Here is a 26,748-nt window from a genome sequence, read left to right on the forward strand (position 1 = left end):
GGAGGTTTTGTTCCAGGATTACAACTAACTAGAGTGTATTCTTGTTGGCTGTTCCTAATTCTCTAGTCCTAATCAAACGTTTAACTGCACAACAGCTTATAAATCCAACGGAGGAATTCCACTTGAGAAATTACCTCGAATTAGATTAATGATTTTCTCAAATTGATACTGGTTGGCGAGTTCCGTCAGATGAGTACCGAATTGAGTGAGTTCTGAGGAAAGTTGAGCTACCAGTTCAAAGATCGCAACATCATCCCCACATAAAGCAGCATCTTCCAACTCAACCACCCATTCTTTTGGTAACGTCGCCAGAAGCGTTGGATCGAGGGAATCTGAAACGGAAGAGGCAACAGAACACAGGTAAGAAGGAAAACAATCTGTTCCCCGTTCCCCCTTTTCTGTTTCCTCTTCCTCATATACATACTCTAAACCTAGGTATTCCGCCATCTTAAGAAATAGGGTCTGTTCCCGGAAGGGCTTGCTGATGTAGTCGTTGCAGCCAGCAGCCAAGGCGAGGGCGCGATCGCTCTGGGAAGCCTGGGCCGTAAGTGCAATAATGATACTGTTCTGTCCGTCTTCCCTTGCCCGAATTTGCTTCGTAGCCTCGTATCCATCTAACACGGGCATCCGAATGTCCATCCAGGTTAGGTCGGGTTGCCATTGTTGCCACATCTGCACCGCTTCCTGTCCGTTGGTAGCTTCTTTTACCTCTAATCCTAATTGTGTCAGTAATCTGACCATTAGCAAGCGATTTTCTGGTTGATCATCAACCACCAAAATGCGATGATCCCCTTGACTGGGAGCCAGCCCAATCACGAGGCGATTATTCTCTTCGGGTGTAACATTAACTCCACTGATGGGGCTGACGGGAAGGGTAAAGGTGAAGGTACTCCCCTGTCCCAGAGTGCTGCTGACAGAAATTTTTCCGCCCATGAGTTCCAACAATTTGCGGCTAATGGTTAGACCTAGCCCCGTACCGCCCGTCGATCGCTTCCCAGCTTGGGCTTGCACAAACGCATCGAAGATGGTACAGAGTTCGACCGATGCAATCCCTACACCTGTGTCAGCGACTACAAACTGGAGAATCGGCCGAGTTGTGGTTAATGCCCCTGTACCGGAAGCCTCAATGCTGACTTGCAAAGTAATGCTTCCCCGATTGGTAAATTTGATGGCATTACTCAGCAGATTGAGCAAAACCTGGCGCAGTTTTTGAGCATCGACCAGCATAAATTGGGGAACTTCTGGCGCAATGTCGAAACAAAGGCCAAGTCCTTTAGAACTTGCTCGTTCCGCCAACATATTTCGGAGGGAATGCAGCAGCGCAATTAAGTCCAATCCGCTTTGTTCAACTGTGCAGTGTCCCGATTCAATTTTCGAGAGATCCAGCACATCGTTAATCAAACTCAAGAGGTGATCGCCACTGCGACGAATTGTTTGCAAGTCTTCTTTTTGGTTGGGAGTCAGGGAGGGGTCATGGGTCATCACTTGGGCAAATCCTAGAATTACATTGAGAGGAGTGCGTAATTCGTGGCTCATATTGGCGAGGAAGGTACTTTTTGCCAAGTTCGCTGCTTCTGCGGCTTCCATTGCGTGCTGCAGTGCCAGTTCTTTACATTTGCGATCGCTGATGTCTTTGTGCGTTCCAATCATCCGTAAAGGCTTACCATGTTCATCGTAGGCAACGACTTTCGCGTAGTTAGCGATCCACTTCCACTCACCTGACTTGCAACGCACACGATAATCAAAGGCATATTTGAGAGAGTTATCTTGTAAGTTGCTATTGAGATCCTCAAAAACCCAGAATTTATCATCAGGGTGAATCATCTGTGCCCAGACGTTCACATCCATCACCAACTCACCGGGCTTGTAGCCCAGCATCTCCTGGTAGTAGGAATTAATGTAAACTTCTCCAGTTTCAATTTTCCAATCCCATAGTCCATCTCCAGAGGCTTCTAGTGCCAGCATTAAGCGTTCTTCACTCAGTTGTAAAGCGGTTTCCGCTTGATGTTGTCGTGTCACATCGATCGCCACACCACCTACTAGCATTTGTCCAGATAAGTCGGGGATGAGAAATTTGTAAACCAGAAATTCAGCCAGGGTTCCATCTCGACGGGACGCAATCTCAATCGTTTCAATTAGCTCGTTGGTTTGAGCAACCCTTTGGATATTGTCTAGAAATTGTTGGGCGAAGGCGGCGGGGTAAAGTTCAAAAATGGATTTTCCAATCACATTGTCAGTGGGTAGATCGAAGGTATTGAGATAAGTCTGGCTGGCATAGAGCATTACACCATTTTCATCGGTAATCCAGGCAGGGGCAGGGCTGTGATTCATGAAGGCTTGGAAGCGAGTTTCACTCTCTCGGAGTGCCTGTTCTGCTTGTTGGCGTTCCGCTTCACTCCGTTTGCGATCGCTAATATCCCGGCAGATACAGAAGTTCATCATCTGATCTTCTAATTCCACCCGGTTCCAGCTAATTTCCACGTCATATACAGAACCATCCTGGCGGCGATGTCGCGTCTCAAACAGCGGAATAACCTCCTCTCTCTGGAGCATAAGTTGTAGTTCTTCCCTCGTCCATTCAGCATCCCAATCAAACACACTCTGATTCAGGGTTTCTTCTAGGGTGTAGCCAAGCATTTGAGCAAAACTGGGACTAGCTTCGACAACATTTCCGACCCAATCCATGACAACAACACCGTCCAGTGAAGTGTTGAAGAAGGTTTTACTCCGCAGGAGTTCCTGTTCTAGTGCAAGTTCGGCTTTTTTGCGATCGCTAATATCTTTCATGAAGCAGTAATGCCCCATAAATTGGTGCTGTTCGTCGTAAATTGAAATCATCACCAATTGCTTATAAAAAACCGAACTATCTTTACGAACCCCTCTGGTTTCAACTTCAACTCTGCCCTCTTGCACCATCAGCCCATAGGCTGCAACCAGTTTTTTCAACTCATCGGGATCTACGGTTTTTTCCCAGGACATCCCGATCATTTCTTCTGGCTGATAGCCTGTCACGTCAGAATATGCTTTATTGACATAGAGGTAACGCCCTTGAGTGTCTATTTTGGAAATACCGGACAGCGCATTTTTCATCACCTCACTCATTTCTCTAAGCTCTGCTTCTGCGTGTTTGCGATCGGTGATATCTTCTGAAAAACAAAGTAGGTACTGGGGCTGATGCTGCTCGTCATAAATGGGAATCTTCATTGTATGCAGCCAACGTTGACCCAGACTATGACTGTCAATAACTTCTTCGAGAATATCCTCAGTTTTACCTTTCTCAAAGGCTTCTCTATCCTTTTTGTCGAAAAAGATAGCCTGTTCTATTGGGAAAAAATCATAACAGCTTTTGCCGATCGCTTGTTCGGTTGAGATGCCAAATAACCGTTCGCTAGTTTTATTCCAAAACTGAAATACGCCAAATTGTTTAGGCTGTGCATCCTTAACAAAAACCGCCACAGGTAAATTATCTAGCAGTGCTTGTAAGAAATTGCGAGTGTTTTGGATGTCCTGCTCTACTTTTTTGCGTTTACTAATATCAATAAACGTAACTACAACTTGTGTGATTTTACCGTTTGGATCGAGCTCCGGGTAGGCATTAACTAATACCCAAACACAACTATCAATTTCTTTTTTAATTCCTAAAATATAATTTTTGAGGGAACTTCCACTGGATAAAACCTGATTCACCGGATATTCCTCTAGGGGCATAACGCTGCCATCTTCGCGCACAAAATGCCAAGCCGGAGATATCGCAGTTTTTCCCAGCATTTGATCCATGGAAAGCCCTAGTAATTCACAGGCCGTTTCATTACATAATTGGATGCTGGTATCTGTCGCATGAATCACAAAACCCGCATTTAAGTTATCGATCAATTGCCGATATCTGGCTTCGCTGACCTGTAAAGCAACTTCAGCTTGCTTGCGCTCCGTAATGTCGGTGTGAGAGCCAGCCATCCGAATTACGTTACCTGCATCATCCCAAAGTGCCTGACCGCGATCCAAAATCCATTTGTAGGAACCATCTTTGCAGCGAACGCGATGTTCTGTGATATAAAAAGGAGTTTTCTTGGCAAAATGGTCTTGAATGGCTTGCATAACCCATCCCAAATCATCGGGATGTACCAGATTAGCCCATTCGTCTCGAATGTTTTGGATTTCATGGTCTTCATAGCCCAGCATTTCCTTCCAGCGACTAGAAAAGAAGACCTCATTGGTTTGAACATTCCAATCCCAAATGCCGTCATTATTTCCGCGTACAGACAGTTCCCAGCGTTCTTCACTTTCACGTAGTGCTGCTTCTGCTTGTTTGCGGTCAGCAATATTCCGGGAAATCTTTGAGGCTCCAATTATATTCCCTGCTTGGTCTTTAATGGGGGAGACACTCATCGAGACATCGATTAATGTTCCATCTTTCCTCAGCCTCTTTGTATCGTACTGTTCGATGCGTTCTCCTCGCTGGATTTTGGTGAGGATTTCGTTTTCCTCATCTCGATAGTCTGTGGGAATCAGTTTTCTCCCTGATTGCCCTACTATTTCGGCCGCTGTATAGCCAAAAATTGTTTCTGCTCCTATATTCCAACTTGTAACTACACCCTCTAAATCTTTGCTGATAATGGCATCTTCCGAAGATTCAACGATCGCAGCTAGTCGGGCGATCGCAATTTCTGCCTGTTGTCGCTGGTGAATTTCCCATTGCAACTGGCGATTGGCTTTTTTGAATCTATCGACTTTGCCATAACTAACTTGTGCGAGATACACGACCCACATAAGCAGCAAAACTAAAACTAAACCACCAATTAATACCACTCTCTGCCAATAAAACTTGACACTTTCTACTAAATCTAAAGTTGGAGAAACATCTATGCGCCAGTCTACACCATACGCTTTCTCTACAAATGTTTTCAGCTCTGAGTATTGAGAAAAAATCTCTTGACCGTATATCAAATCTGTGCCAGCATAGATAGCCACATGGTACCCGGGTGGCACTTTTAAAATACTGTCAAATAGAGTTTTAAACTGAAAAAATCCGACAATAAACCCATCAAATCGTTCCCCTACAAATAAAGGAAAACTTGCTATAAATCCTTGCTCTCCTTGAACAAGTGAAATATTGCGACTTAAGATAGGTTGACGCAAATCACGAGCTACTTGCAAAGTAATTTTGCGACGGAGTTCCCGAGTAAAATCGAGGTTTGGCGCTGCCTCATTCCCGGCCAGTGGCACAACCCATCGCACTTTAAATGATGGATCGACTAATGCGATCGCCTGATAACCGTAGAAATCCTTTACATAAGCCTCAGCATCGGCTTCCCAAAGAGCCTTTGGTGTACCGCCATTGGCTTCCCAGCGATTCGCCATTTGCCGAAGTGTCAGCACCCGAATGGATAATCCTTCGGTCAGTTGTGACTGAATCGCATTGGCTTCCTGCTGAATTAACTGCTCGATGTGAATTTGTCCGTTAATGGTTAGCTGTTGCCACGTAAATAAAACAGCAAGAGACGCCACCACACCAAACAAAAGAGGTAGCAATCGTTTAAGTGGTGTTTGGCGTAAACTTATAATTACGTTGCGTCGAGGTATCACCATAAATTAAGCGATAGATGAATAGAGCAGTCGGCAATTTGTTGGGCTATGCTTGGGTAATTTAATGATGCAATAAAAGTAAGTCTTGAGCCTGAAAACCAGTTAGCGATAAGGCAATCTCTAAACTTTATACCCCCTAAGTTGAGCTGTTAAATTCCATCGGTAAAGAATTTTGTTCCTTAACCCCTGGCCCTTTAACTAGATTTATAGAGGGCGATGAGCCACATCTGTTCCGATTGTAAATAGGAATTGTTTGCCAACATTGGCGACAAAACCAGTAGAGTTGATGCTCGTGAACGTGACGCAGCATTTGATTCGAGCAGCAGGGACAGTGTGTCATAAAGACCTCTTTTTTAACTAAAGGGTATTTCACTCTTGTTACAAAGTGCTGTAAACTCGCTTGAAGCAACCATAGCAACACTCAAGAGAAAAAGAATAAAGATTTGGTAAAGAATATAAAAGGGTTAAGGAAAAGATACAAGTTTAAACATTCCGTAATAAAATTAAGATCGCAGAAAATTTTTATCCCACAATACACACCTTGTAATGTCCGCTCTGGTGTGTTATAATTCTACACTATTCAGATGCAGCTTGTGAAACCCATTCCTACATAAAATGCTTTTCCTGTTCCCTGTTCCTTGATTTGATCTGAGAGTCTAAATCCCAGCCCTACACATTGGCAGTTTGAACAGGAAGCCTAGCTGGATCGAGGGGATTCACTATCACTGCTGGTAGGTGATATGGGAGGAGTTCATATTTGTAAAAACCCTTCTTCTGGCTCCATCCTTCTGACTCTTGCCTCAAAACTCCTATTTCTAGCTGGGCTGCTTTCATTGAGATGCTCCCGGTAATATTGACAGTTTTAATTAATTTTTGACTAGAGCAAGGTAATAAATTTTCAAACCTATTCTTGCCCAAAACTTCTTTATATGTATAACCCGTGACGCTGAAGAAGAAAGGATTTACGTAGTTAACATTTCGCGGTTGATCGAGTCGGACGCCGAGCAACTGCACGGTATCCAATAGCGATCGCCAGCGTCGTTATTCATGATAGCCGATCGCAGGGCAAAGCAATTTGGTAATCGAGTCGGCTTTGCGGTTTTGGCTGTGCCAGCTTTTTTGGGGCTGATATAGAAATCCTTGCAGGAGTCGTAAATTTTTTACCCCACCCCACCCCAACTCTCCCCGAACCCGCGGGGGGGAGTAAGAAATTGACAAATGATGCGAGGATTGGTATAGTTCTGTTGGTTCTTCAGCAAATTTATCTTAATCCGCGCGATTTTGAAGCAGGAGCCTTAGAAATCAAAAAAGGGCTGCCGGGGCTGTTTAGGGTTTCTTTAGATACTTTAGGGTTGATTGGGGCTGGCTATGGGATTTTCCCTTAATTGCCTTTGACGAGACGCAAAAACGGATATAAGCCCCGGCTCCTGTGGTGGAGAGATAAAAATTTTAGACTCTTTTTCCAGCTCCCAGATTCATCTGTGGAGTAAATCTAAAATCTCAAATCCTTCGACGCTCGCGCTCACACCGAAGTCTCAAATCTCCAATCGACTGACTTCCACAGAAGCGCGATCACATTTGATAGCCAGATTTCTATATTTTACCCTTGGCTGATGGGGAGTGAGGCGCTCGCAGCCCTGATTTTTGAAAGGCAAGTTCGATCGCCTCGGCATTTGGGCGATGATGTTTGCAGTGATTTTTTCTTCACTGTTTGCCCCCTTGGTATTGTTCAGAAATGGGCAGGGGGGATTGCTAGGAATGACTTTATGGGGTATAGGTATGGGAGTCCAGGAATCGATTTTGAAAGCAGCCGTAGCTCGACTCGTGTCTGCAGACAAAAGAGGTTCGGCCTATGGGATATTTAACACAGGCTATGGCTGATCGTGATTTCTGGGCAGTTGGGCGATGATAATTTTTTACGATCGCTCAATTACTTGGCTGGTTATATTTTCAGTTGCGCTCCAACTCGCTGCTTTTCCAGTCTTGTTGCTGGTGAAAAAGCGATCGTCTGTCACAGAAAATTGACCGAATACTCGGCAGCCATACCATTTTGGATTTTCGATTGGGAATGAGTGACTGCATCTTGGTTTGGAGCACGGGCCTACAGTTGTATTATTTGACAAAACTGATATCAATTATCTTTTATCAGTTGTGAGTTTCCCAGACTTTTTCATTAACGACTACAGACTAATGACTACAGACTAATGACTACAGAGTAAAGTTAAACAACAAGCGAGGAGGTTTAGTTGTGGTAGTTAAAACACCAACAGAGTGCCTTATTACCTTAGAAGGCGTTAGCAAAGCTTACTCGCAGCCCAACGGTCAAAAAATCTCTATTTTAGAGCCAATTAATTTAGATTTGCGATCGGGCGAAATAGTAGCTTTGCTCGGTCCTTCCGGTTCGGGAAAATCAACATTAATGCGGATGATTGCCGGACTTATTCCGCCCACAGACGGTCAAGTTCTCTACCACAATCGTCCTTTAGTCGGCTTAAATCCTGGAGTGGCAATTGTATTTCAAAACTTTGCCCTTTATCCCTGGCTGACGGTACTAGAAAATGTAGAATTAGGCTTAAAAGCTAAAGGAGAATTGCCCGAACCGCGGCGACAAAAAGCCTTGCGGATGATTGACATTATAGGTTTAGACGGATTTGAAAATGCTTATCCGAAAGAACTTTCCGGCGGGATGCGACAGCGGGTGGGATTTGCTAGAGCTTTGGCGGTGGAACCCGAATTGCTTTGCATGGATGAACCGTTTTCAGCTTTAGATGTGCTGACGGCAGAAAACTTGCGGTTTGAGTTATTAGATTTGTGGCTGGAAAAGAAGATTCCTACTAAAGCGGTGTTAATCGTAACTCACGGAATTGAGGAAGCGGTAATTTTAGCCGATCGAGTTGTAGTCTTGGGCCGCAATCCGGGGCGAATTCGCGCCGAATTGACAGTGACTTTGCCCCACTACCGCGATCGCAAAACTGGGGAATTCCAAGGTCTTGTAGACCAAGTTTACAAAATTCTCACCAATCCCGACTTGAGCGACGAAACAGTAACTCCACCTGCAGAAAGTGCCGCTGCTGTGTCTCAACCTCAACCCGCTCAAAGCGCTAAATACCAATCTCTGCCGCAGGTGCGAATTGGTGCGATCGCAGGCCTGTTGGAACTCTTGGAAGACCGCAAGGAGAAAGACCTCTACCGCCTCGGTCAAGAATTAATGTTAGAGGTTGACGACATTTTGCCGATCGTGGAAGGAGCAAAATTAATGGATTTTTTGGTAATCCAAGAAGGCGACCTCATTTTAACTCCAGTTGGCATTCAGTTCATTGCCGGCGGAATTGACCAGCGCAAACAAATTGTTCGCACCCAAATTCTCAGCAATATTCGGCTCGTAAAGCAAATTTCTCGAATGCTTCAGGCCAAGCGCAATCACCGCATTTCTGAAGAGTTGATTTTGGATATTCTCGAAGCCCACTTTAGCCCCCAAGAAGCAATGCGGCAATTGCAAACTGCTATTGACTGGGGTCGCTATGCAGAGTTATACAGTTACGATGAGCCAGGGGGCGAAATCTTCTTAGAATCAGAAGCAAAAAATGAGTAGTTATTTGTTATTTATTATTTGTTATTTGTTGGTTTTTATTGTTATTTGTTGGTATCTTAGTCTTGTTCCCAGGCTCTGCAGGGGCATACCAACCCGGACGCTCTGCCTCTAATAACCAATAATCAATAACTAATAACTAATAACTAATAACTAATCATCAATAACTAATAACCAATAACCGATGCCCGATGCCCGATTCCCCATTCGCAATAACTAATTATTATGACAAGACCTCTAACACCCGCCAATAAAACTTTAGAAAGGTCAGCTTGGACTTGGCAAGACGGTTTGCTGATTCTAGCCATCTTCTCTCTAATTTTGGTAATTGTCCAAACAGCTTCTCAATTCAGCAGTGACTACAACCCAAATTTCAAAATTGAGACTACCCTAAATGTCTTGCCCGCATATACAGCCCAGAGTCTCTTACGCATGGTAGCAGCCTATTTTTTATCGCTGCTGTTTACCCTAGTTTATGCTTATTCTGCTTACCGCTTTCCCCTAGTCGCAAAAATTTTAATTCCGTTGTTAGACATTTTGCAGTCGATTCCAGTTTTATCTTTTTTGCCGGGAGTTGTTTTAGCGCTAGTTACCTTATTTCCAGGTCAAAGAATCGGTGTAGAAATCGCATCGATTATCTTAATATTTACGGGGATGACTTGGAATATGACCTTTAGTTTCTATCAGTCGCTGTCCGGGATTCCGCGAGAACTTAAGGAAGCTGCTCAAGTTTATCGACTGAATGCTTGGCAGCAGTTCTGGACGTTAGAATTGCCTGCTGGTGCGATCGGACTGGTGTGGAATAGCGTCATGTCAGTGGCGGGCGGCTGGTTCTTTTTGATTGCGATCGAATCTTTTACCTTGGGGGATAAAAACTTTAATTTGCCCGGACTCGGTTCCTATTTGGGCAAGGCAGCCAATGAAGGCAATTTTGGGGCAATCGGCTGGGGGTTAGCAGTCTTAATTGGGGTGATTATAGCCATAGACTTTTTCATCTGGCAGCCTTTGATTGCTTGGGTAGAAAAGTTTAAATATCAAGCGGTGGAAGCTACCAATGTACCGCAGTCAAATGTGTTAGATTTTTTCAGGCGATCGGCGACGCTGCGGGTTTTGAAGTCGCGTATTTCGCCGATCAGCGACAGTTTTGATCGTGGTTTGGCAAGAGCTTTTGCACCTGTTAATTTACCAGCAAATCCTCGCCAACGAAACCGCATCGGAAATTGGATAAATTGGATATTTGTCAGCGGGTTTGCCGTCATTGTGCTTTGGGGAACTTGGGAAGCGGTGCTGCTGCTGCGGTTGCTGAATTTGTCTGACTGGCAAAAAGTCATGACAGGTGCATTTTTCACAGCTTTGCGCGTCATTTGCGCGCTATTTTTATCGCTGTTGTGGACAGTGCCGGTCGGAGTTGCGATCGGTCGAAATCCCCGTTTAGCTCAAATTTTGCAGCCATTAGTACAAATAGCAGCTTCTGTACCGGCAACTGCTTTATTCCCAGTGTTGCTACTAGCTTTAATTCACGCTGGAGGAGGCTTGCAAATTGGTTCAGTAGCGCTGATGATGTTGGGTACAATGTGGTATTTGCTGTTTAATGTTATTGCCGGGGCTCAATCGATACCTTCCGAGTTGTTTGAAGCCGCGCAAGTTTACAAACTTTCCCTGGTTCAGCGCTGGAAAACTTTAATCCTACCCGGAATTTTTCCTTATTTAATCACAGGAATTATTACGGCGGTTGGCGGAGCTTGGAATGCCAGTATTGTCAGTGAATACGTGCAGTTTAAAGGTGAAATAATTACCACAAGCGGTTTGGGTGAGACGATTTCTCAGGCGACGGCATCTGGAAATTTTCCCTTGCTTTTGGCTGCTACTTCTGTGATGTCGCTGTTGGTTGTAGTGACTAACCGTTTAGTGTGGCGGCCACTTTACCGTTTGGCAGAAGAGAAATATCAATTGTTGGTTTAAGTCGATCAATATAAAAAACATCATACCAAACCAAAAAAACAGGTTTCGAGGATATATCTGGGTTTGGGGGGTGAAGCCTCCACGAAGAAACTGGGTTGCTAACCCCGGTCGTATAAATCGTATAACTGCAACCAGTGGCGTCAATAGGCTCTAAACTGGATTCAGGAAGGCGCGCAGCCCAGGTTTAGGAGAGTCATCAGTGACAGAAACAAATTATCAATCGTCTTCTCTACCCACCTACGCGCGAAAGGAACTGCGGGAATTAGTTCGATCGCAGTTAAGGGCCTTGTTGGAAGAAGGAGACTTTAAAGGAGCAAAAGCGATTTTGCACCCGGTACAGGAAGCAGACATAGCTGAAGCTATCGAAGGCCTGCCAGAAACTATGCAAGTAATAGCTTTCCGCTTGCTTTCCAAAGACGAAGCAATCGCAGTTTACGAATATCTCGACTCCAGCGTTCAGCAGTCCCTCTGCGAAAAATTCAAACGCCAAGAAGTCATTGACATTGTAGACAAAATGTCGCCGGACGATCGAGCTAAACTCTTTGACGAACTGCCGGCAATATTAGTCCGTCGCCTGTTGGGTGAATTGAGCCCGACGGAACGAGAAGCAACGGCCCAACTTTTGGGTTACGAAGCCAGTACCGCCGGCCGGATCATGACCCCCGAATATATTTCTCTCAAAGAAAGCTTTACCGTCGCCCAAGCTTTAGACCGAATTCGCTCTTTGGCTAAAACTACCGAAACAATTTATTCTCTTTACGTCACCGACGCCGGACGCAGCTTGACAGGTATTTTATCTTTGCGGGATTTAGTCACTTCCCCCCTCGACAAAACTGTCGGCGAAATTATGACCCGCGAGGTAGTTTCTGTTCAAACTGGTACGGATCAAGAAGAAGTAGCTAGGCTGATCCAGCGTTACGATTTTTTAGCTGTGCCCGTTGTAGACCGCGAACAGCGTCTGGTTGGCATCATTACAGTTGACGACGCGATCGACATTTTAGAACAAGAAGCAGCCAAAGATATTTATACCTTGGGCGGCGTCCAGTCCGGCGGCGACAATTATTTTCAGACCGATTTAATCACCGTTGCCCGGAAAAGGGTCGTGTGGCTGTTTGTTCTGCTTTTAACTAATACTGTCACCGGCGCAATTATTAGAGCTCAAGAAGATATTTTGCACCAAGTAGTCGCCCTAGCAGCCTTTATTCCCCTGCTGACTGGCACTGGAGGCAATGTCGGAGCTCAGTCCTCAACTGTTGTAATTCGCGGTTTGAACACTGACGAAATTACAGCAATGGGCCCGTTGCAAGTAATTGTTCGCGAGGGGATGGCGGGAGCGCTGCTAGGAGGTATATTGGGGACTGTAGCGACGGGCTGGGCTTACACTCTGCAAGGGAGTTTAGCAGTGGCACTCGCGGTGGGAGTGAGTTTGTTTGCGATCGCAATTTTAGCTTCTATTGCCGGTTCAGCTCTGCCGTTTCTATTTCGTTCTTTGGGTTTAGACCCCGCTTTAATGTCTGCTCCTTTTATTACCACCGCAGTTGATGTCCTTGGGGTCTTGATTTATTTCACTTTAGCTCGACTAATTTTGCAGATTTAATATATTTAATTAGATGGCTGTGAATATAAAACTTAATCTGTTTTTAACCACTGCTAAATTCGGGGTCTACGTGCGATTCCCTACCGGATATCTGCACTCGCGCTTACTTTATTTTTATCCGCATACTTGTACCAGTTGAAAAAAATAATGCAACTATAGGCCCGTGCTCCAAACTCCGAGCTTCATCAGTCATTCCAAATCTAAAATCTAAAAACTAAAATCTAAAATGGTATTAGCCTATGTCATCATCCAATTCACCCACCAAAATCCAAAATCCCCAGTCGAGCAATTGGTTAGAAACTGCTGAAGTAATTTTTATTGCTGCCTCTGCTGTGGGATTGGCTGCTAGTTTGGTTTGGGGGCAGAGCGTTTATGCTCAAGTGCCTGTAGTGATTTCCTTGGTGTTGAATTTTGTGAACCGGCAGAAGCTGCACAGGCAAGTTAAAGCAAGTACGGCGGCCACGTTCGATCGCGTAAATCAACAAGCAGCTACTACTGATCGCGCGATCGAGCAATTGCAACTTGCTGTAAATGCTTTAGACGAAGCTGTTGCTCAAACATCTCGCGAAAATCTCAATGTTGGGCCTGGAGAAAACGTACACTCTCTCATTTCAGCAATTGAGAACCTACGCCAGCGACTAATAATTTTAGAAAAAACTATTAAAATGATTCAAAGCGAGATCGAACTCACCAGCCGCCAATTCAAACAGCGACCGGAGTTGCAACAAGTCGAAACTTTGACAACAATAATTCTGGACTTGCAGCAATTTATCAACGAACTGCCACAGTGGGGCAGTTTGCAGCAGCGGCAGCTAACAGAACTTCAGCAAAAAGTAGACAATGCTTTGGCTCAGCTATCTGAAGAAATTGCTGTGATTCCCAACCGCGTGCAGGAGGCGGTAGCTAGTCGCAGCGGGGAAATTAACCCACAGTTTGGTTCTGCTTTGAATGGCGCTCAAAAGAATGCCTATCGACCTAAAACCCAGAATGAGAAAATTCGCCAGAAATATCCCAGAGCTTATGTCAAGTGGAGTCAGGATGAAGACGAAAATTTGAAGAAAGAATATGCTAGCGGTCAACAAATTGACGAATTAGCTCAGAGATTTCAGCGACAGCCTAGTGCCATTCGTTCGCGATTACAAAAATTAGGATTAATCGAATAATGGGAATGGTATAGACAAAAATGAGTAAATCTAAAATCTAAAATCGGCAATAACAAAGCGATCGCCCTTTTTTTTCAAAAGAGCGATCGCTTTGTTTCTGTATTCAGTACCGGCTGCCAACAGCAGGCCACTAATATCACATCTCAAGGCTTTTTAGCCTGGGTCTACCTCATTTTAGAAATCTTGGGGTAACAAAGAACTTAAACGCTCCAACAAAGGATCGGAATTCCGAGGAGGAGCAACTTCAGCATCAGACACTACATGATCATCCGCCACAGAATCAGACTCAATTGGGCCAGGCTCTACTACTTTTGAAACTGGGGCAAAAGAAACTTGAGCAAACTTACTGTTAACACTCCCCTGCAACTGATCCAACTGCGCGCTGAGTTGACTCAGTTGATGTTCCAGTCCCTCCAAACGGCTTAATTCCTCTGCCGAAACATTGTGCTCAAACTCAGCAAATTTTACCACAAGTTCAGCAATACGCTGTTCCAACCGCTGAAAGTTCTGTGTAGAGCTAGCAGACTCAGATACAGACAAAAACTGCCACAAAGCTTGCTTGCAGAGATTGCTGAAAGTCTGATACTTCGTGAAAGCCAACTCTTTTTCAATAGCGGCCAGCAAAGTTTGATCCGCAGCATCTTCCGTAAACGCCACCGAGAAATTCGCCTTATTTTTTGCCCACAGTGCCATAGGGTTCAAGCCTTAATGCGTTACTTTATCGTGGCTAGCTGAGCCTCAGCATAAATAAACTGTCCCAAAGCATTAGCTTTCCGGGAAGGCTGAGCCAAGTGAGCCTTAAGATTGGCGTCTTTAAGCAAAGGTTGCAACACCTCCCAGAAAAACTCGCCGCCCCCGCCAGTCAGAACCACATCCGTCACACGTTCCGGCAGCCACTGCACCAAACGTTCGGACAGTTCGTTAGCGAAAGCCTCTCGCAAATCCTTAATAATCGGATCTAAATTAGTCGGCTTAGTCGCTCCTCTGGGACGGTAAAAACGCTGGCCCTCGGGTTTATTCACCGCTTCCAGTAAAGACAGAGATTGAGGGTCTGCTCCCGGAATCTTTGAGGCAACTTGTTCGTAGAACTTGTTCATTGCGAAGGAATCGCTCTTAGAAGCTGCCCGGGCGAACCGGAAACGATCGACCATTAACAAATCGGTAGTTTGGTGTCCGATATCAACAACAGCCACCGAAAGTTCCGGCAACTCCGGCGTAAACTCCTTGTTATCTTGAGCCTCACACCAAATCAGGCTGCCGAACCCTTCCGGCATCACCCAAACGTGACTGATGTTAATATCAACACGCTCGCCCCGGTACACCACAACGTGGGGAGAGCGCAGTTGGCTGATAATCTCTTCCTTTTCCTTCTCAAACTGATCCTGCGAATAAAACGGCAAACCCAGCACAACTGCTATTTCGCCCTTCATCTGGAAATATCCAGCACAGGAAAAGACCTTAACCAAAGCATCTACTACTTTCGACTGGTCAGCGCCACCGAGATTAGCGCCAAAATCTGCCGCCAATTGACCGATCGCGTAGCCCTTGCCCTGGTACTCCAGCCACATATCCAACAGAGGGTCTGTTGCTTTGGACTCAAAGCTGCCACCCCGCACCTTTTCCACGGGCATAGTAGCCACGTTGGCAGGGATGAAAACAACGCTACTCGGGTTGCGACTCACGCAAGCTTTAGTTGCCGTCCGACCCAAATCAGCGCTAATAATCGATTTGTTAGAAGCGACTTTAGTCTGCTGGGTCAGCATAGCCGAATTAGGAACAAGCTGTCTAGTTGTCATTGAAATGTGTTACCTCACTGAGCCTCACCATTATCATGCCTTATCCCTTGACACTGCCACGCTTAAAGACAGTGGGTTTTGCGGCGATTCTTCTAACTCTACCTAGATCGGTATCGAAATCAGCACCAAACATTATATTCGGGACGATCGCCCTTACCCTAACTAACCTAACTTTTTCTGGAGCGATCGTCCTGGAAGCTCTGTTGCCTGAGAGTGCATTGTTAAGTTAAATTTAGTTAAGATTCTGAGTGTAAACTTTTGTCGCACTTCTCCGACACCGCGATCTTACCCGATCTGTCCCCAATTCAAGGCATCCGCATTTATGAAAATTTCTTGGCGAACTATACTACTTTGGACTTTACCCGCCTTAGTCATCGGCTTTTTCTTGTGGCAGGGGGCCTTTGCCCCATCCCCCGCTGAAATGAGCAAGAACACCGCCAGCACCCGCCTGAGCTACGGTCGATTCTTAGATTACTTAAACGCCGGTCGAGTGACCAGCGTTGACCTTTACGACGGAGGTCGGACGGCTATTGTCCTAGCAGTCGATCCGGAACTGGACAATCACGAGCAGCGGTGGCGGGTAGACTTGCCCTCAAATGCCCCGGAACTGGTTTCTAGACTCAGAGACTCCAAAATCAGCTTCGACACTCACCCACTACGCAACGACGGCGCTGTCTGGGGACTTTTAGGCAATCTAGTATTTCCCCTCTTGTTAGTAGGAGGGCTGTTTTTCCTCTTCCGCCGCGGTGGCAACGTGCCAGGGGGTCCGGGCCAAGCGATGAACTTTGGCAAATCCAAAGCTCGCTTTCAAATGGAAGCTAAAACAGGCGTACTGTTCGACGACGTAGCAGGCGTTGAGGAAGCCAAAGAAGAACTACAAGAAGTAGTAACATTCCTCAAAAAACCCGAACGCTTCACCGCAGTCGGGGCGAAGATTCCTAAAGGCGTGCTGCTAGTGGGCCCTCCCGGAACCGGTAAAACCTTGCTGGCAAAAGCGATCGCAGGCGAAGCCGGCGTGCCTTTCTTCAGCATCTCCGGTTCAGAATTTGTGGAAATGTTCGTCGGTGTCGGCGCTTCCCGCGTTCGGGACTTGTTCAAGAAAGCTAAAGAAAATGCTCCTTGCATCATCTTTATCGATGAAATCGATGCAGTCGGCCGCCAGCGTGGCGCCGGTATCGGCGGCGGTAACGACGAACGGGAACAAACCCTGAACCAGTTGCTGACGGAAATGGACGGTTTTGAGGGCAATACTGGCATTATCATCATTGCTGCCACGAACCGCCCCGACGTGCTCGACTCAGCGCTGCTGCGTCCGGGGCGTTTTGACCGCCAAGTTAGTGTAGATACGCCGGATATCAAAGGCCGCTTGGAAATTTTGGAAGTTCACGCGCGCAACAAAAAGCTGTCTGCGGAGATTTCTTTGGACGCCATCGCCCGCCGCACTCCTGGTTTTACGGGCGCAGATTTGGCTAACTTGCTCAACGAAGCTGCTATTTTAACTGCCCGTCGCCGCAAAGAAGCGATTACGATGCTCGAAGTTGACGATGCAGTCGATCGCGTGGTAGCAGGTATGGAAGGCACTCCTTTGGTGGACAGCAAGAGCAAGCGCTTGATTGCTTACCACGAAATCGGCCACGCGATCGTCGGTACAATCATTCAAGCCCACGATCCAGTTCAAAAAGTTACCTTAGTTCCTCGCGGACAGGCCCGCGGCTTGACTTGGTTCATGCCCAGCGAAGACCAAGGTTTGATTTCTCGATCGCAAATTTTAGCCCGGATTAGCGGTGCTTTGGGTGGCCGCGCAGCCGAAGAAGTAGTTTTCGGCGATGCCGAAGTAACCACCGGTGCCGGCAACGACTTGCAGCAAGTAAGCGGTATGGCGCGGCAAATGGTGACTCGCTACGGGATGTCTACCTTGGGCCCGATCGCCCTGGAAGCTCAGCAAAGCGAAATTTTCCTCGGCCGCGACTACACAGCGCGATCGGAATATTCCGAAGAAATAGCCTCTCGGATTGACGGACAAGTTCGATCGATTGTCGATCACTGCTACGACGACGCCCGCCGAATTATTCGCGAAAATCGCACCGTAATCGATCGCTTAGTCGATTTGTTGATCGAAAAAGAAACCATCGATGGCGAAGAGTTGCGCCTAATCGTTTCTGAATACACTTTTGTTCCTGAAAAAGAACAATACGTTCCTCAGCTTTAAGACTTGTTTAAAGATTACGGACACGGCATTGCCGTGTCTTTAAAAAGTAGGGACGTGGCACTATTGCCACGTCCCTACTTTTTTATTAAACTGTCAATAATATTAAACCGCCCCTAAACACCAATTAACGGAGATGAATACTACATTTGCCCTACATACTAAGAATTTGTCATTTTTTTTTATAGCAGCTTTTATTTTTGTTTGTGTCAATACTTTGAGCGCCCGCGCCGAAAAATTAAGATGTTTTGTAGATATTTGCATCGACCCCAGCAGCGTTGAATTAAGTAAATCCGATATTCCCGGTGCTCCTTCTTATCCAGTCAGAACTATTTTAGGAACTCAACAGTTTAGTAACCAGAAATTGTTGGCGCAAATGGAAGTTAACTGCCAGCAGCGACAGTTTAGAACTGTCAGAGTTAGCGAAGATGGGGAAAATTGGTCGAATTTCGATCCGAGATGGACTTTAGTCGATCGCAACTCATCTTTGTCTCGGCTGGTTGACTATACTTGTAAATTGGCGATCGCAGAACAATAGAATAAATAAGTATACCCAGAAAAAAAACTGATCGCCTATATCTTCAACCCTGGGCTTGCGGGTGCAAGTCTGACCAGCAGCGCTTGAAACCGCCGAGTGTTAATATTACACTCAATCTAAAATCTAAAATCTAAAATCTAAAATCGAATGACCAACCCCACCGAATACCGGCAAAGACGCGAACAGTTAATGGCCAAAATTGGCAGCGGGACGGCGATATTTCGCAGCGCGCCCGCAGCCGTCATGCACAACGATGTAGAATACGCATACCGACAAGATAGCGATTTTTTCTACTTAACCGGTTTCAACGAAGCTGCGGCGGTAGCAGTGCTCGCGCCGCACCATGAAGAACACAAATTTGTTTTGTTTGTGCAGCCAAAAGACTTGGAAAAAGAAACTTGGCACGGTTATCGCGCCGGAGTAGAAGGCGCTAAGGAATTGTACGGCGCGGATGAAGCTTTCCCGATTAATGAACTTGCCGAAAAATTGCCTAAATATTTAGAAAAAGCCGATCGCATATACTATCACTTCGGGCGCGATCGTAGTTTCGACCAAACAGTCCTCAATCACTGGCAGCGCTTGATGGCAACCTACCCAAAACGCGGCACTGGCCCGACAGCAATCGAAGATTCCAACATCATTTTACACCCGATGCGGCTGGTGAAAAGTGAAACAGAATTAGCATTAATGCGAAAAGCGGCTAATATCTCAGTTGCAGCGCACAACCGCGCCCAAGAATTCGCCAAACCGGGCAGATACGAATATGAAATTCAAGCTGAAATAGAACATACTTTTGGCTTAAATGGCTGCACTCCCGCTTACCCTTCAATTGTTGCATCCGGTTACAATTCCTGCGTCCTCCACTACATCGAAAACAACCGCCAAATGCAGGAAAACGATTTGTTGCTAATTGATGCCGGTTGTGCTTGCGGCTACTACAACGCCGATATTACTCGCACCTTTGCCGTTAGCGGTAAATTTACAACTGAACAACAGATAATTTATGACTTAGTTTTGCAAGCACAATTGCAGGCAATTAGTCAAGTATATCCGGGAAATCCTTACAGCAAAATTCACGAAACAGCGGTGCGCGTTTTGGTGGAAGGTTTAATGGATTTAAAACTTTTGGTGGGGGACATTGAAGAGATAATTAAAGAAGAGAAATACAAGCCATTTTATATGCACCGGACTGGTCATTGGCTGGGATTAGACGTGCACGATGTCGGCGTTTATCAGTACGGCGAAAATCCGCAAGTTTTGCAAGCAGGACAAGTGCTGACTGTGGAACCGGGGATTTATATTTCTCCTTATATTAAACCCGTTGAAGGACAGCCGGAGGTTCCTGAAAAATGGCGCGGTATTGGCGTGAGAATTGAAGATGATGTTTTGGTGACATTTGACAGCCATGAAGTCTTGACGGCGGGAGTTCCTAAATAAAGGTAGAAGGCTTTCGGCCCAAGTCTAGAAAGATTGACTAATTAAGTTGGCAGTGCAGGCTTGAGCTTTGTTAGTATTGGCTTGAAAAAGCTCAAGTCCGCAACTGCCAAACAAAGAGCGCTTATGTGTATTGATCCTACCAAGATCGATGGACCTCTGGAAACCTGCGAAGCATTAGTAGCAGAGCAAAAAGCAAAAATTCGGCAACTAGAAGAGGATTTGCAGCAGCAGAGAGAATTGTGCCAGAAATTAGAAGCACAACTCAAAGCAGTCGAGAATGCTGGCTTTTCGGGTTCCGTAACTGAATTTGATGTCACTGAGGACGATCGCCTTCGGTTAATCGCATCTCTGGAAAAAAGCCAGGAAATGTACCGAATTCTCCTCAAACATTATCCAAATGGCTCGGTGTTGTTGTTCGATCGCGATTTGCGCTATACTCTGGTTGACGGTCAAGGTTTGGCAGCAGTTGGTTTGTCTAAAGAACTGTTGGAAGGCAAAACCTTGTGGGAAGTATCCCCACCTGAAGATTGGCAACTTTTTGAGACTAAATATCGCGCGGCTTTGGCGGGAAAAGAGAATACTTTTGAATATAAATACGGAAATCGCGTTTATTTAATAACAGTTGCTCCCGTCGAAAATGACCGGGAAGAAATTTTTGCAGGAATGCTCGTTACTCAAGATATTACCGAAAAAAAACAGGCAGAAATAGCGCTGGAAGAAATCAAAAATCAGCTAGAAATTAAATATCAAAAGCGCACTGAAGACTTAAAAACAGCCAACGATAAATTGCAGGAAGAAATTCTCTCTCGCTGGCGCGCCGAAAAAGCTCTGCGGGAAAGCCAGGAACAGCTAGAATTGTTTTTCTCTCAATCTTTAGATGGTTTTTTCTTTATGATGCTGGACGAACCAGTGCACTGGGATGATACAGTTGACAAAGAAAAAGTCTTAGATTACATATTTGCTAACGGGCGGGTAACGAAGGCAAATGATGCTTTGATAGCTCAATACGGAGGTACTAGGGAAGAGTTTATTGGTCGGACGCTTTACTCTTTATTTTCGCACAACTTGACTGGTATCAGAGAGATAATCAAGCAATTTTTTGATGCTGGCAGAATTCACATCGAAAATGAAAATCGCAAGTTTGACGGGGTTCCATTTTGGGTAGAAGGCGACTATATTTGCATTTACGATTCCCACGGCAGAATCATCGGGTATTTTGGCGTGCAGCGCGATATTAGCGATCGCAAAAAAGCAGAAGCAACCCTCAGAGATAGCGAAGAACGCTTTCGGGCAACCGTCGAACAAGCGGCAGTCGGCATTACCCACCCTGACCAAACAGGCCGCTATTTGCGAGTCAATCAAAAATTCTGCGAGATAGTGGGATATAGTGCGAGCGAACTGCTGTCGCGAACTTGGATGGACGTTACTTACCCAGAAGATATAGATGCAGATTTAGAACAAAACAAGAAATTATTTGCCGGGGAAATTGACAGTTTTAAAATGGAAAAACGCTTGCTGCACAAAGACGGCACTGTAGTTTGGGTAAATATTACAGTATCGCTAATCAAAGAACCGCTGAGCGGGGCAATTTACAATGTAGTAGTGACCGAAGATATTAGCGATCGCAAAAAAACAGAAGCAGCGCTGAAAGAAAGCGAAGAAAGGTTCCGACAGCTAGCCGAAAACATTGAAAGCGTGTTTTGGATGGTAAACGTTCAACCCCAGGAAATTATTTATATCAGTCCGGGTTACGAAAAGATTTGGGGCAGAAGCTGCGCTGATTTGTATGCTTACGGGCGCTTTTTTGCAGATTCCCTCCATCCAGAAGATCGTGAGCGCGTTATTGCTAATTTAACTAGAAAAATTGAGTCGGAAGACGAGATAGAATATCGAATTGTCAGGCCGGACGGCAAAATGCGCTGGATTCGCGATCGGGCTTTTCCGATTAGAAATCAATCTGGTAAAGTTTACCGCATCGTGGGCATTGCAGTAGATATTACCGCACGCAAACAGGCAGAACAAACCATCCGTGAAAATGAAGAACGCTTCCGCCAGTTAGCAGAAAATATCCAAGATTCTGTCTGGCTAATGTCTGCTGAATTCACCGATTTATTGTATCTGAGTCCAGCTTACGAACAAATCTGGGGGCGCAGTCGCGAAGAATTGTATGCTGATCCCTTAAAAATGATGGAGTGGGTGCATCCAGAAGATAAACACCTGTTGGAAGAGGCAATGGGGCGAGTGTTGCAGGGCGAGTCCACCAATACCGAATATCGGATTTTTCTGCCAGACGGCACAATTCGCTGGCTGTGCGATCGAGCTTTTCCCATTTACGACGAATCGGGCAACATTTACCGGATCGCGGGTATTGCGGAAGATATCAGCGATCGCAAATTTACCGAGGCCCGCATCCAAGCAACACTCCGCGAAAAAGAAGTATTGCTCAAAGAAATTCACCACCGAGTCAAAAATAATATGCAGGTAATTTCCAGCCTGCTGCAACTTCAAGCTCAATATATTGAAGACGAAGCGACGCTAACTTTATTTGAAGAAAGCCAGACCCGCATCCATTCGATGGCTCTGATTCACGAGCAACTTTATCAATCCGAAAATCTCGATCAGATCGCCCTGTCCCCCTATGTCGAAAACTTGGTTGCTAATTTGTATCAATCTTTTGGTTGCGGCAATACTTCAATCCAATTTAATCTCAAAATTGATCCCATTTATTTAAACATAGAAACAGCAATTCCGTGCGGCTTAATTATTAACGAACTGGTTTCTAACTCTTTAAAATATGCCTTTGTTTCAAGTTTAGGTGGTGAAATAGGTATTAATTTACATGAAACAAATTACCACCAATTTCATTTAACTATTCAAGATAACGGTTGCGGATTTCCAGCGGATTTTGACGTGGAAAATACTGAAACATTAGGATTGCGATTAGTGAAAATGTTGGCTTACCAATTAGAGGCAAGTATTGCCATTGACAGTCAGCGTGGAACCTGCTACACTCTAATTTTCCAAGAGTTAAATTATCGGCAGCGTATTTAACGAAAAATGAACCCTATACAAATTTTGGTTGTAGAAGACGAAGTTATTGTAGCCCAAGACATAGCAGGTCGATTAAAAAAACTGGGATATGCAGTAACAGCTACAGTTTCTTCAGGAGAAGAAGCAATTCAAAAAGCGATAGAAAACCCGCCCGATTTAGTGTTGATGGATATCGTGCTTAAAGGTGACATGGACGGGGTAACAGCAGCCGAGAAAATCAGAACTAATAGGAATGTGCCGACAGTATTTTTAACAGCTTATGCCGACGATCAAACGCTCCAAAGAGCGAAACTTACAGACCCATTCGGTTATATTATCAAACCATTTCAACAAAATGATTTGCGAGTGGCGATCGAGATTGCCCTGCACAGACACGAAATCGAAACCAAGATGCGAGAATCTCTCAAAGCCGCAGAAGCAGCCAGAGAGTCGATGGAAGAAAAATCGCACCGCCAAAACCAGTATATTTCAATGGCCGCTCACGAATTGCGGAACCCGCTCAACGCGATTTTAATTTCTGCGGAACTCCTGGATCTCGATCGCACTCGCAGCAGGGACGAATCCCAAGTTAGAACCCTGCGATTGGTGCACTCAGCTACCCAAAAGATGAACCAGCTAATCGACGATATGCTGTTCATGGGCAGGGCAGAAGCAGGCCAACTCAAATGCAATCCATTACCGATAAATTTAGTCGAATTTTGTCAAGACTTGCTCGCTCAATTGCAGTTAGGAAATGAAGCCAAGCACAAACTAACATTAATCCCCTCAGATGTTACCAGTGCAATATTAGATCAACAATTGCTGCACGGCATTATTTCTAACTTAATCGTCAACGCCATCAAATATTCTCCCAACGGCGGGCAAGTCACCTTGGAATTGGAATGCCGTCCAGCAAGCGAAGGAGACAAAGAACCTATTTTCTGCTTGTCTCCTCAGTGTTTGTTTCCCAATTCCCAATTTACAAATATTAACTCTCCCTTACTAATTATACGTATCCGAGACGAAGGTATCGGCATCCCAGAAACGGAAGTAGGGAAAATATTTGAAATGTTTTACCGATGCAAGAATACTACAAAGATTAAAGGTAACGGTTTGGGATTAACAATTGTTAAAAAAGCTGTGGAATTGCAAGGAGGGGCGATCGCCTGCGAAAGCAAAATGGGCGTGGGTACAACCTTCACAGTCGCGCTTCCTTACGTTGCCCTTTCCTGTAAGACTCAACGAGAAACAACTTAAATGCCACTACAAACACTAATCAAAGTCTTGCAAAATCCACTCCACCGCCGCCGCTAAATTGGCTGCAATAAAATCCGGTTTAGTATGGTGCTGATACTCCCCACTCAACACGCTTTCTCCGTAACCAGTCTGCACCAAAATACCAGTACAGCCGGCATTGTGAGCCATATCAACATCAGTGGCTTTGTCCCCCACCATAAAACTATTTCGCAAATCTAAATCCTGTTCCCAAGCCGCCGCTACCAACATCCCTGTATTTGGTTTTCGCCACGTTGTATACCGCGTGAATTCTGGGTTGGTTCCGCCTTCGGCTGCGCTTAAATAAGGACAGTAATAAAGAGAATCTAACTTTGCTCCTGCTTCATTTTCTAATAGCTGACAAAGGCGTTTGTGCAAAGCTTCTACGTGGCTAACTGGATAATAACCCCTCGCCGGGCCGGATTGATTGGAAACCAAACAGCAAAATATTTTTTTGTCATTTAAACGGCGTACAGCTTGGGCGACTCCGGGGATTAAATGCAAATCTTCTACTTTGTGAATGTAGCCGGCTTCGATATTGAGAACGCCATCTCTGTCAAGAAATACTGCTCGTTTCATTGTTGTATTGTTTTTGATATAATATAAAACTCGGTGGCATCGGAATTGATATTACCGACATTCAGGACACGGCAATGCCCAAGGCGTGTCAACTTAAGCTTTTCGTCCGCTAGTCCTCCCGCCTACCCGCCAGCCCGCCAGGGAATGAATTCCCTGTCTAATAGCGAAAGTCCTCTCAAAGAGGACTGAATAATTCATTAGTCCTCTTTAAGAGGACTTCAGCTTTGAGGCAGGGGTTTCAACCCCTGTCGGACTATCGGTGTAACGTTAAGTTGACTCCACTGGACACTGCCGTGTCCTCATTATGATTCTAAAATAGATTGTTTGCCTAACCATTCACGGAAACTATTATGATACAAACTATAGCAAATTTCTCCTGCAATTTCTTGTTTATTTAAGAACTCGATCCAATTGTCTAACGCTTTTTCAACATCGTATTCATCCTGATCAATTATATTGGATATCGCACTTACAGACAAACCTGTTGCGGATTTTACCAAAACATTCAGCACAGACAAGTCAACTTCCGATAAACCCTCACCTCTCATCCGCAGCCAGTGGTTTTGATAATACGCTGCTAAACCGGGAGGAAGTTCAGAGACAAGTGAGGACTCCCCCAGATTAGCATCAGGGTGTGAGTTCTCGTTAATGGCAGGTAACGTCTGACTCAGATACATGAAATTGTTTTCGCTGACTGTGGCGAGTTGTTGGCAGAATTCGGGTTGAGTTAAATCGGGTGCGGTTGATAGGTATTGCTGAATGTAGTTAAGGGCATCTTCGCGATTTTGGGCGGGATAATCTCTTAAATCGAGAGTTTGAGAGGGGGTTTCAATTAACAAACCGGATTTCTCTCTCAAAAACGGGCGGCGGGCGAGGATAAAATAAGTACGATCGCCCAAATATCTCGGCAGATAAAACAGATTTGAGCTCGGAGGCTGGCTGGTGCGGGCGATCGCGTCTACAGAATCAATGACTATTATCAACTTTTGGCGATCGTTTAATTTATCGCTAATTTGCTGAAGCAACAAAGACAGAAACCAACTCCCATCATGGGATTCGAGATTTTGAAGTTGAGATTTGAGATTGAGGATTTCGGATGTTTCCCCATTGGCGGCAAGGTATTTGTCAATCAGTTGAGTGCAGACAGAAGCGAGAAAATCTTCAGCTCGATTTTTGCCCTCAACTCCAGCGTTGTAATAGATACTGCGAGGATGGGCGGTGACATATTGGGCTAGGATGGAACTTTTGCCGCAGCCGGGAGTGCCGACAATTGTGAAATAACCGCGGCTGTGGGAGTTCAGAAAGTCGGAAATGGCAGAAAAAACAAATTTGCGCCCTGCAAAATTCTCGGTTTTTTCTCGCAGGAGTTGCTGAAATTCTGGTGGGTAAGTGGCGGTAGAGATGGGAGGGGAGAGAGGTGAGGAATTCATGTTAGTGCCTCCATCCCTTCTAGTCGCAGGAAATATACGCGGCCGGATTCGTCGCCTGCGACAATTGTGACTCCATCGGGTGCAATGGCGCAACAGGCGATCGGGCTTTCAGCCGTGAAATTGGCAATGACATTTCCACTCCACAAATCCCAGACTTTGATAGTGTTGTCTCTTGAACCAGAAATCGCCCGCTTGCCATCCTCCGTGACGGCGACTGCTTTTACCGAGTTTCTGTGACCATAGAGAAAAAACAGTTCCTTTCGAGTTGTTAAATCCCAGACTTTGAGGGTGTTGTCCGATGAACCAGAAATCGCCCATTTGCCATCCTCCGTGACCGCAACTGCATTTACCGAATAGCTGTGACCAGTGAGAGTAAACTCTTCCTTTCGAGTTGTTAAATCCCAGACTTTGAGGGTGTTGTCCGATGAACCAGAAATCGCCCGCTTGCCATGGGGGGTGACGGCGACTGCATTTACCGAATAGCTCTGACCAGTGAGAGTAAACTCTTCCTTTCGAGTTGTTAAATCCCAGACTTTGAGGGTGTTGTCTGTTGAACCAGAAAT

The 26,748-nt window shown here is 45.4% G+C and carries 15 protein-coding genes and 2 pseudogenes; 9 read left to right on the forward strand and 8 right to left on the reverse strand.

Translation table 11 applies throughout. The features are described 5' to 3' along the window. Positions 1-96: 96 nt before the first annotated feature. The 3 genes and pseudogenes from QUA04_RS03100 to QUA04_RS03110 all read right to left on the reverse strand — a co-directional run bounded on the left by QUA04_RS03100 (position 97) and on the right by QUA04_RS03110 (position 7,421). Positions 97-5,586, reverse strand: a complete 5,490-nt coding sequence (locus tag QUA04_RS03100) for a PAS domain S-box protein (RefSeq protein WP_333253664.1) — start codon at positions 5,584-5,586, stop codon at positions 97-99. Between the two features lie 666 nt (positions 5,587-6,252). Then, a pseudogene (locus QUA04_RS03105) lies at positions 6,253-6,612 on the reverse strand (hypothetical protein); the annotation flags it as partial. Positions 6,613-7,118: 506 nt separating this feature from the next. Next, positions 7,119-7,421: a hypothetical protein gene (locus tag QUA04_RS03110; RefSeq protein WP_333253666.1), complete on the reverse strand. Its 303-nt coding sequence runs from the start codon at positions 7,419-7,421 to the stop codon at positions 7,119-7,121. 410 nt (positions 7,422-7,831) lie between these two features. Here QUA04_RS03110 and QUA04_RS03115 point away from each other — a divergent pair, with 410 nt between their 5' ends. The 4 genes from QUA04_RS03115 to QUA04_RS03130 all read left to right on the forward strand — a co-directional run bounded on the left by QUA04_RS03115 (position 7,832) and on the right by QUA04_RS03130 (position 13,894). Then, the gene (locus tag QUA04_RS03115) at positions 7,832-9,175 is read left to right on the forward strand and encodes a nitrate/sulfonate/bicarbonate ABC transporter ATP-binding protein (RefSeq protein WP_333253668.1); all 1,344 of its coding nucleotides are present in this window, start codon (positions 7,832-7,834) and stop codon (positions 9,173-9,175) included. A gap of 222 nt (positions 9,176-9,397) precedes the next feature. Next, entirely contained in the window at positions 9,398-11,134 is a 1,737-nt protein-coding gene (locus QUA04_RS03120; RefSeq protein ID WP_333253671.1) for an ABC transporter permease subunit, read from the forward strand. A 199-nt stretch (positions 11,135-11,333) separates the two neighbouring features. After that, positions 11,334-12,731 (forward strand): magnesium transporter, encoded by a 1,398-nt coding sequence (gene mgtE / locus QUA04_RS03125; protein ID WP_333253673.1) that lies wholly within the window; start codon positions 11,334-11,336, stop codon positions 12,729-12,731. A gap of 239 nt (positions 12,732-12,970) precedes the next feature. Then, positions 12,971-13,894, forward strand: a complete 924-nt coding sequence (locus QUA04_RS03130) for a hypothetical protein (RefSeq protein WP_333253675.1) — start codon at positions 12,971-12,973, stop codon at positions 13,892-13,894. A gap of 174 nt (positions 13,895-14,068) precedes the next feature. On the opposite strand, the gene QUA04_RS03135 is transcribed toward QUA04_RS03130, so the two are convergent. Both QUA04_RS03135 and QUA04_RS03140 read right to left on the reverse strand, forming a co-directional pair. After that, on the reverse strand, positions 14,069-14,587 hold the full coding sequence (locus tag QUA04_RS03135) for a hypothetical protein (protein ID WP_333253677.1): 519 nt from the start codon (positions 14,585-14,587) through the stop codon (positions 14,069-14,071). A gap of 20 nt (positions 14,588-14,607) precedes the next feature. Beyond that, positions 14,608-15,690: a ParM/StbA family protein gene (locus tag QUA04_RS03140; RefSeq protein ID WP_333041971.1), complete on the reverse strand. Its 1,083-nt coding sequence runs from the start codon at positions 15,688-15,690 to the stop codon at positions 14,608-14,610. Between the two features lie 322 nt (positions 15,691-16,012). Between QUA04_RS03140 and ftsH2 the strand changes: the two genes are divergently transcribed. The 5 genes from ftsH2 to QUA04_RS03165 all read left to right on the forward strand — a co-directional run bounded on the left by ftsH2 (position 16,013) and on the right by QUA04_RS03165 (position 24,158). Next, positions 16,013-17,899, forward strand: a complete 1,887-nt coding sequence (gene ftsH2 / locus QUA04_RS03145) for an ATP-dependent zinc metalloprotease FtsH2 (RefSeq protein WP_006633417.1) — start codon at positions 16,013-16,015, stop codon at positions 17,897-17,899. A gap of 133 nt (positions 17,900-18,032) precedes the next feature. After that, positions 18,033-18,434, forward strand: a complete 402-nt coding sequence (locus QUA04_RS03150; protein WP_333253679.1) for a hypothetical protein — start codon at positions 18,033-18,035, stop codon at positions 18,432-18,434. 147 nt (positions 18,435-18,581) lie between these two features. Continuing rightward, on the forward strand, positions 18,582-19,871 hold the full coding sequence (locus QUA04_RS03155) for an aminopeptidase P N-terminal domain-containing protein (protein WP_333253681.1): 1,290 nt from the start codon (positions 18,582-18,584) through the stop codon (positions 19,869-19,871). Between the two features lie 123 nt (positions 19,872-19,994). Further along, on the forward strand, positions 19,995-22,922 hold the full coding sequence (locus QUA04_RS03160; RefSeq protein ID WP_333253683.1) for a PAS domain S-box protein: 2,928 nt from the start codon (positions 19,995-19,997) through the stop codon (positions 22,920-22,922). A 6-nt stretch (positions 22,923-22,928) separates the two neighbouring features. After that, positions 22,929-24,158, forward strand: coding sequence for an ATP-binding protein (locus QUA04_RS03165; protein WP_333253685.1), 1,230 nt, complete (start codon positions 22,929-22,931; stop codon positions 24,156-24,158). A gap of 15 nt (positions 24,159-24,173) precedes the next feature. Here QUA04_RS03165 and QUA04_RS03170 read toward each other — a convergent pair whose 3' ends face one another. The 3 genes and pseudogenes from QUA04_RS03170 to QUA04_RS03180 form a co-directional block, all read right to left on the reverse strand. Next, positions 24,174-24,755: an HAD family hydrolase gene (locus QUA04_RS03170; RefSeq protein WP_333253687.1), complete on the reverse strand. Its 582-nt coding sequence runs from the start codon at positions 24,753-24,755 to the stop codon at positions 24,174-24,176. Positions 24,756-25,057: 302 nt separating this feature from the next. Beyond that, the gene (locus QUA04_RS03175) at positions 25,058-26,185 is read right to left on the reverse strand and encodes an AAA family ATPase (protein ID WP_333253689.1); all 1,128 of its coding nucleotides are present in this window, start codon (positions 26,183-26,185) and stop codon (positions 25,058-25,060) included. Beyond that, positions 26,182-26,748 (reverse strand): annotated as a pseudogene (locus QUA04_RS03180) (WD40 repeat domain-containing protein); the annotation flags it as partial. The gene QUA04_RS03175 and the pseudogene QUA04_RS03180, both read right to left, overlap by 4 nt.

It is taken from the genome of Microcoleus sp. S13_C5 (genome assembly GCF_036700845.1).
GTDB lineage: Bacteria > Cyanobacteriota > Cyanobacteriia > Cyanobacteriales > Microcoleaceae > Microcoleus.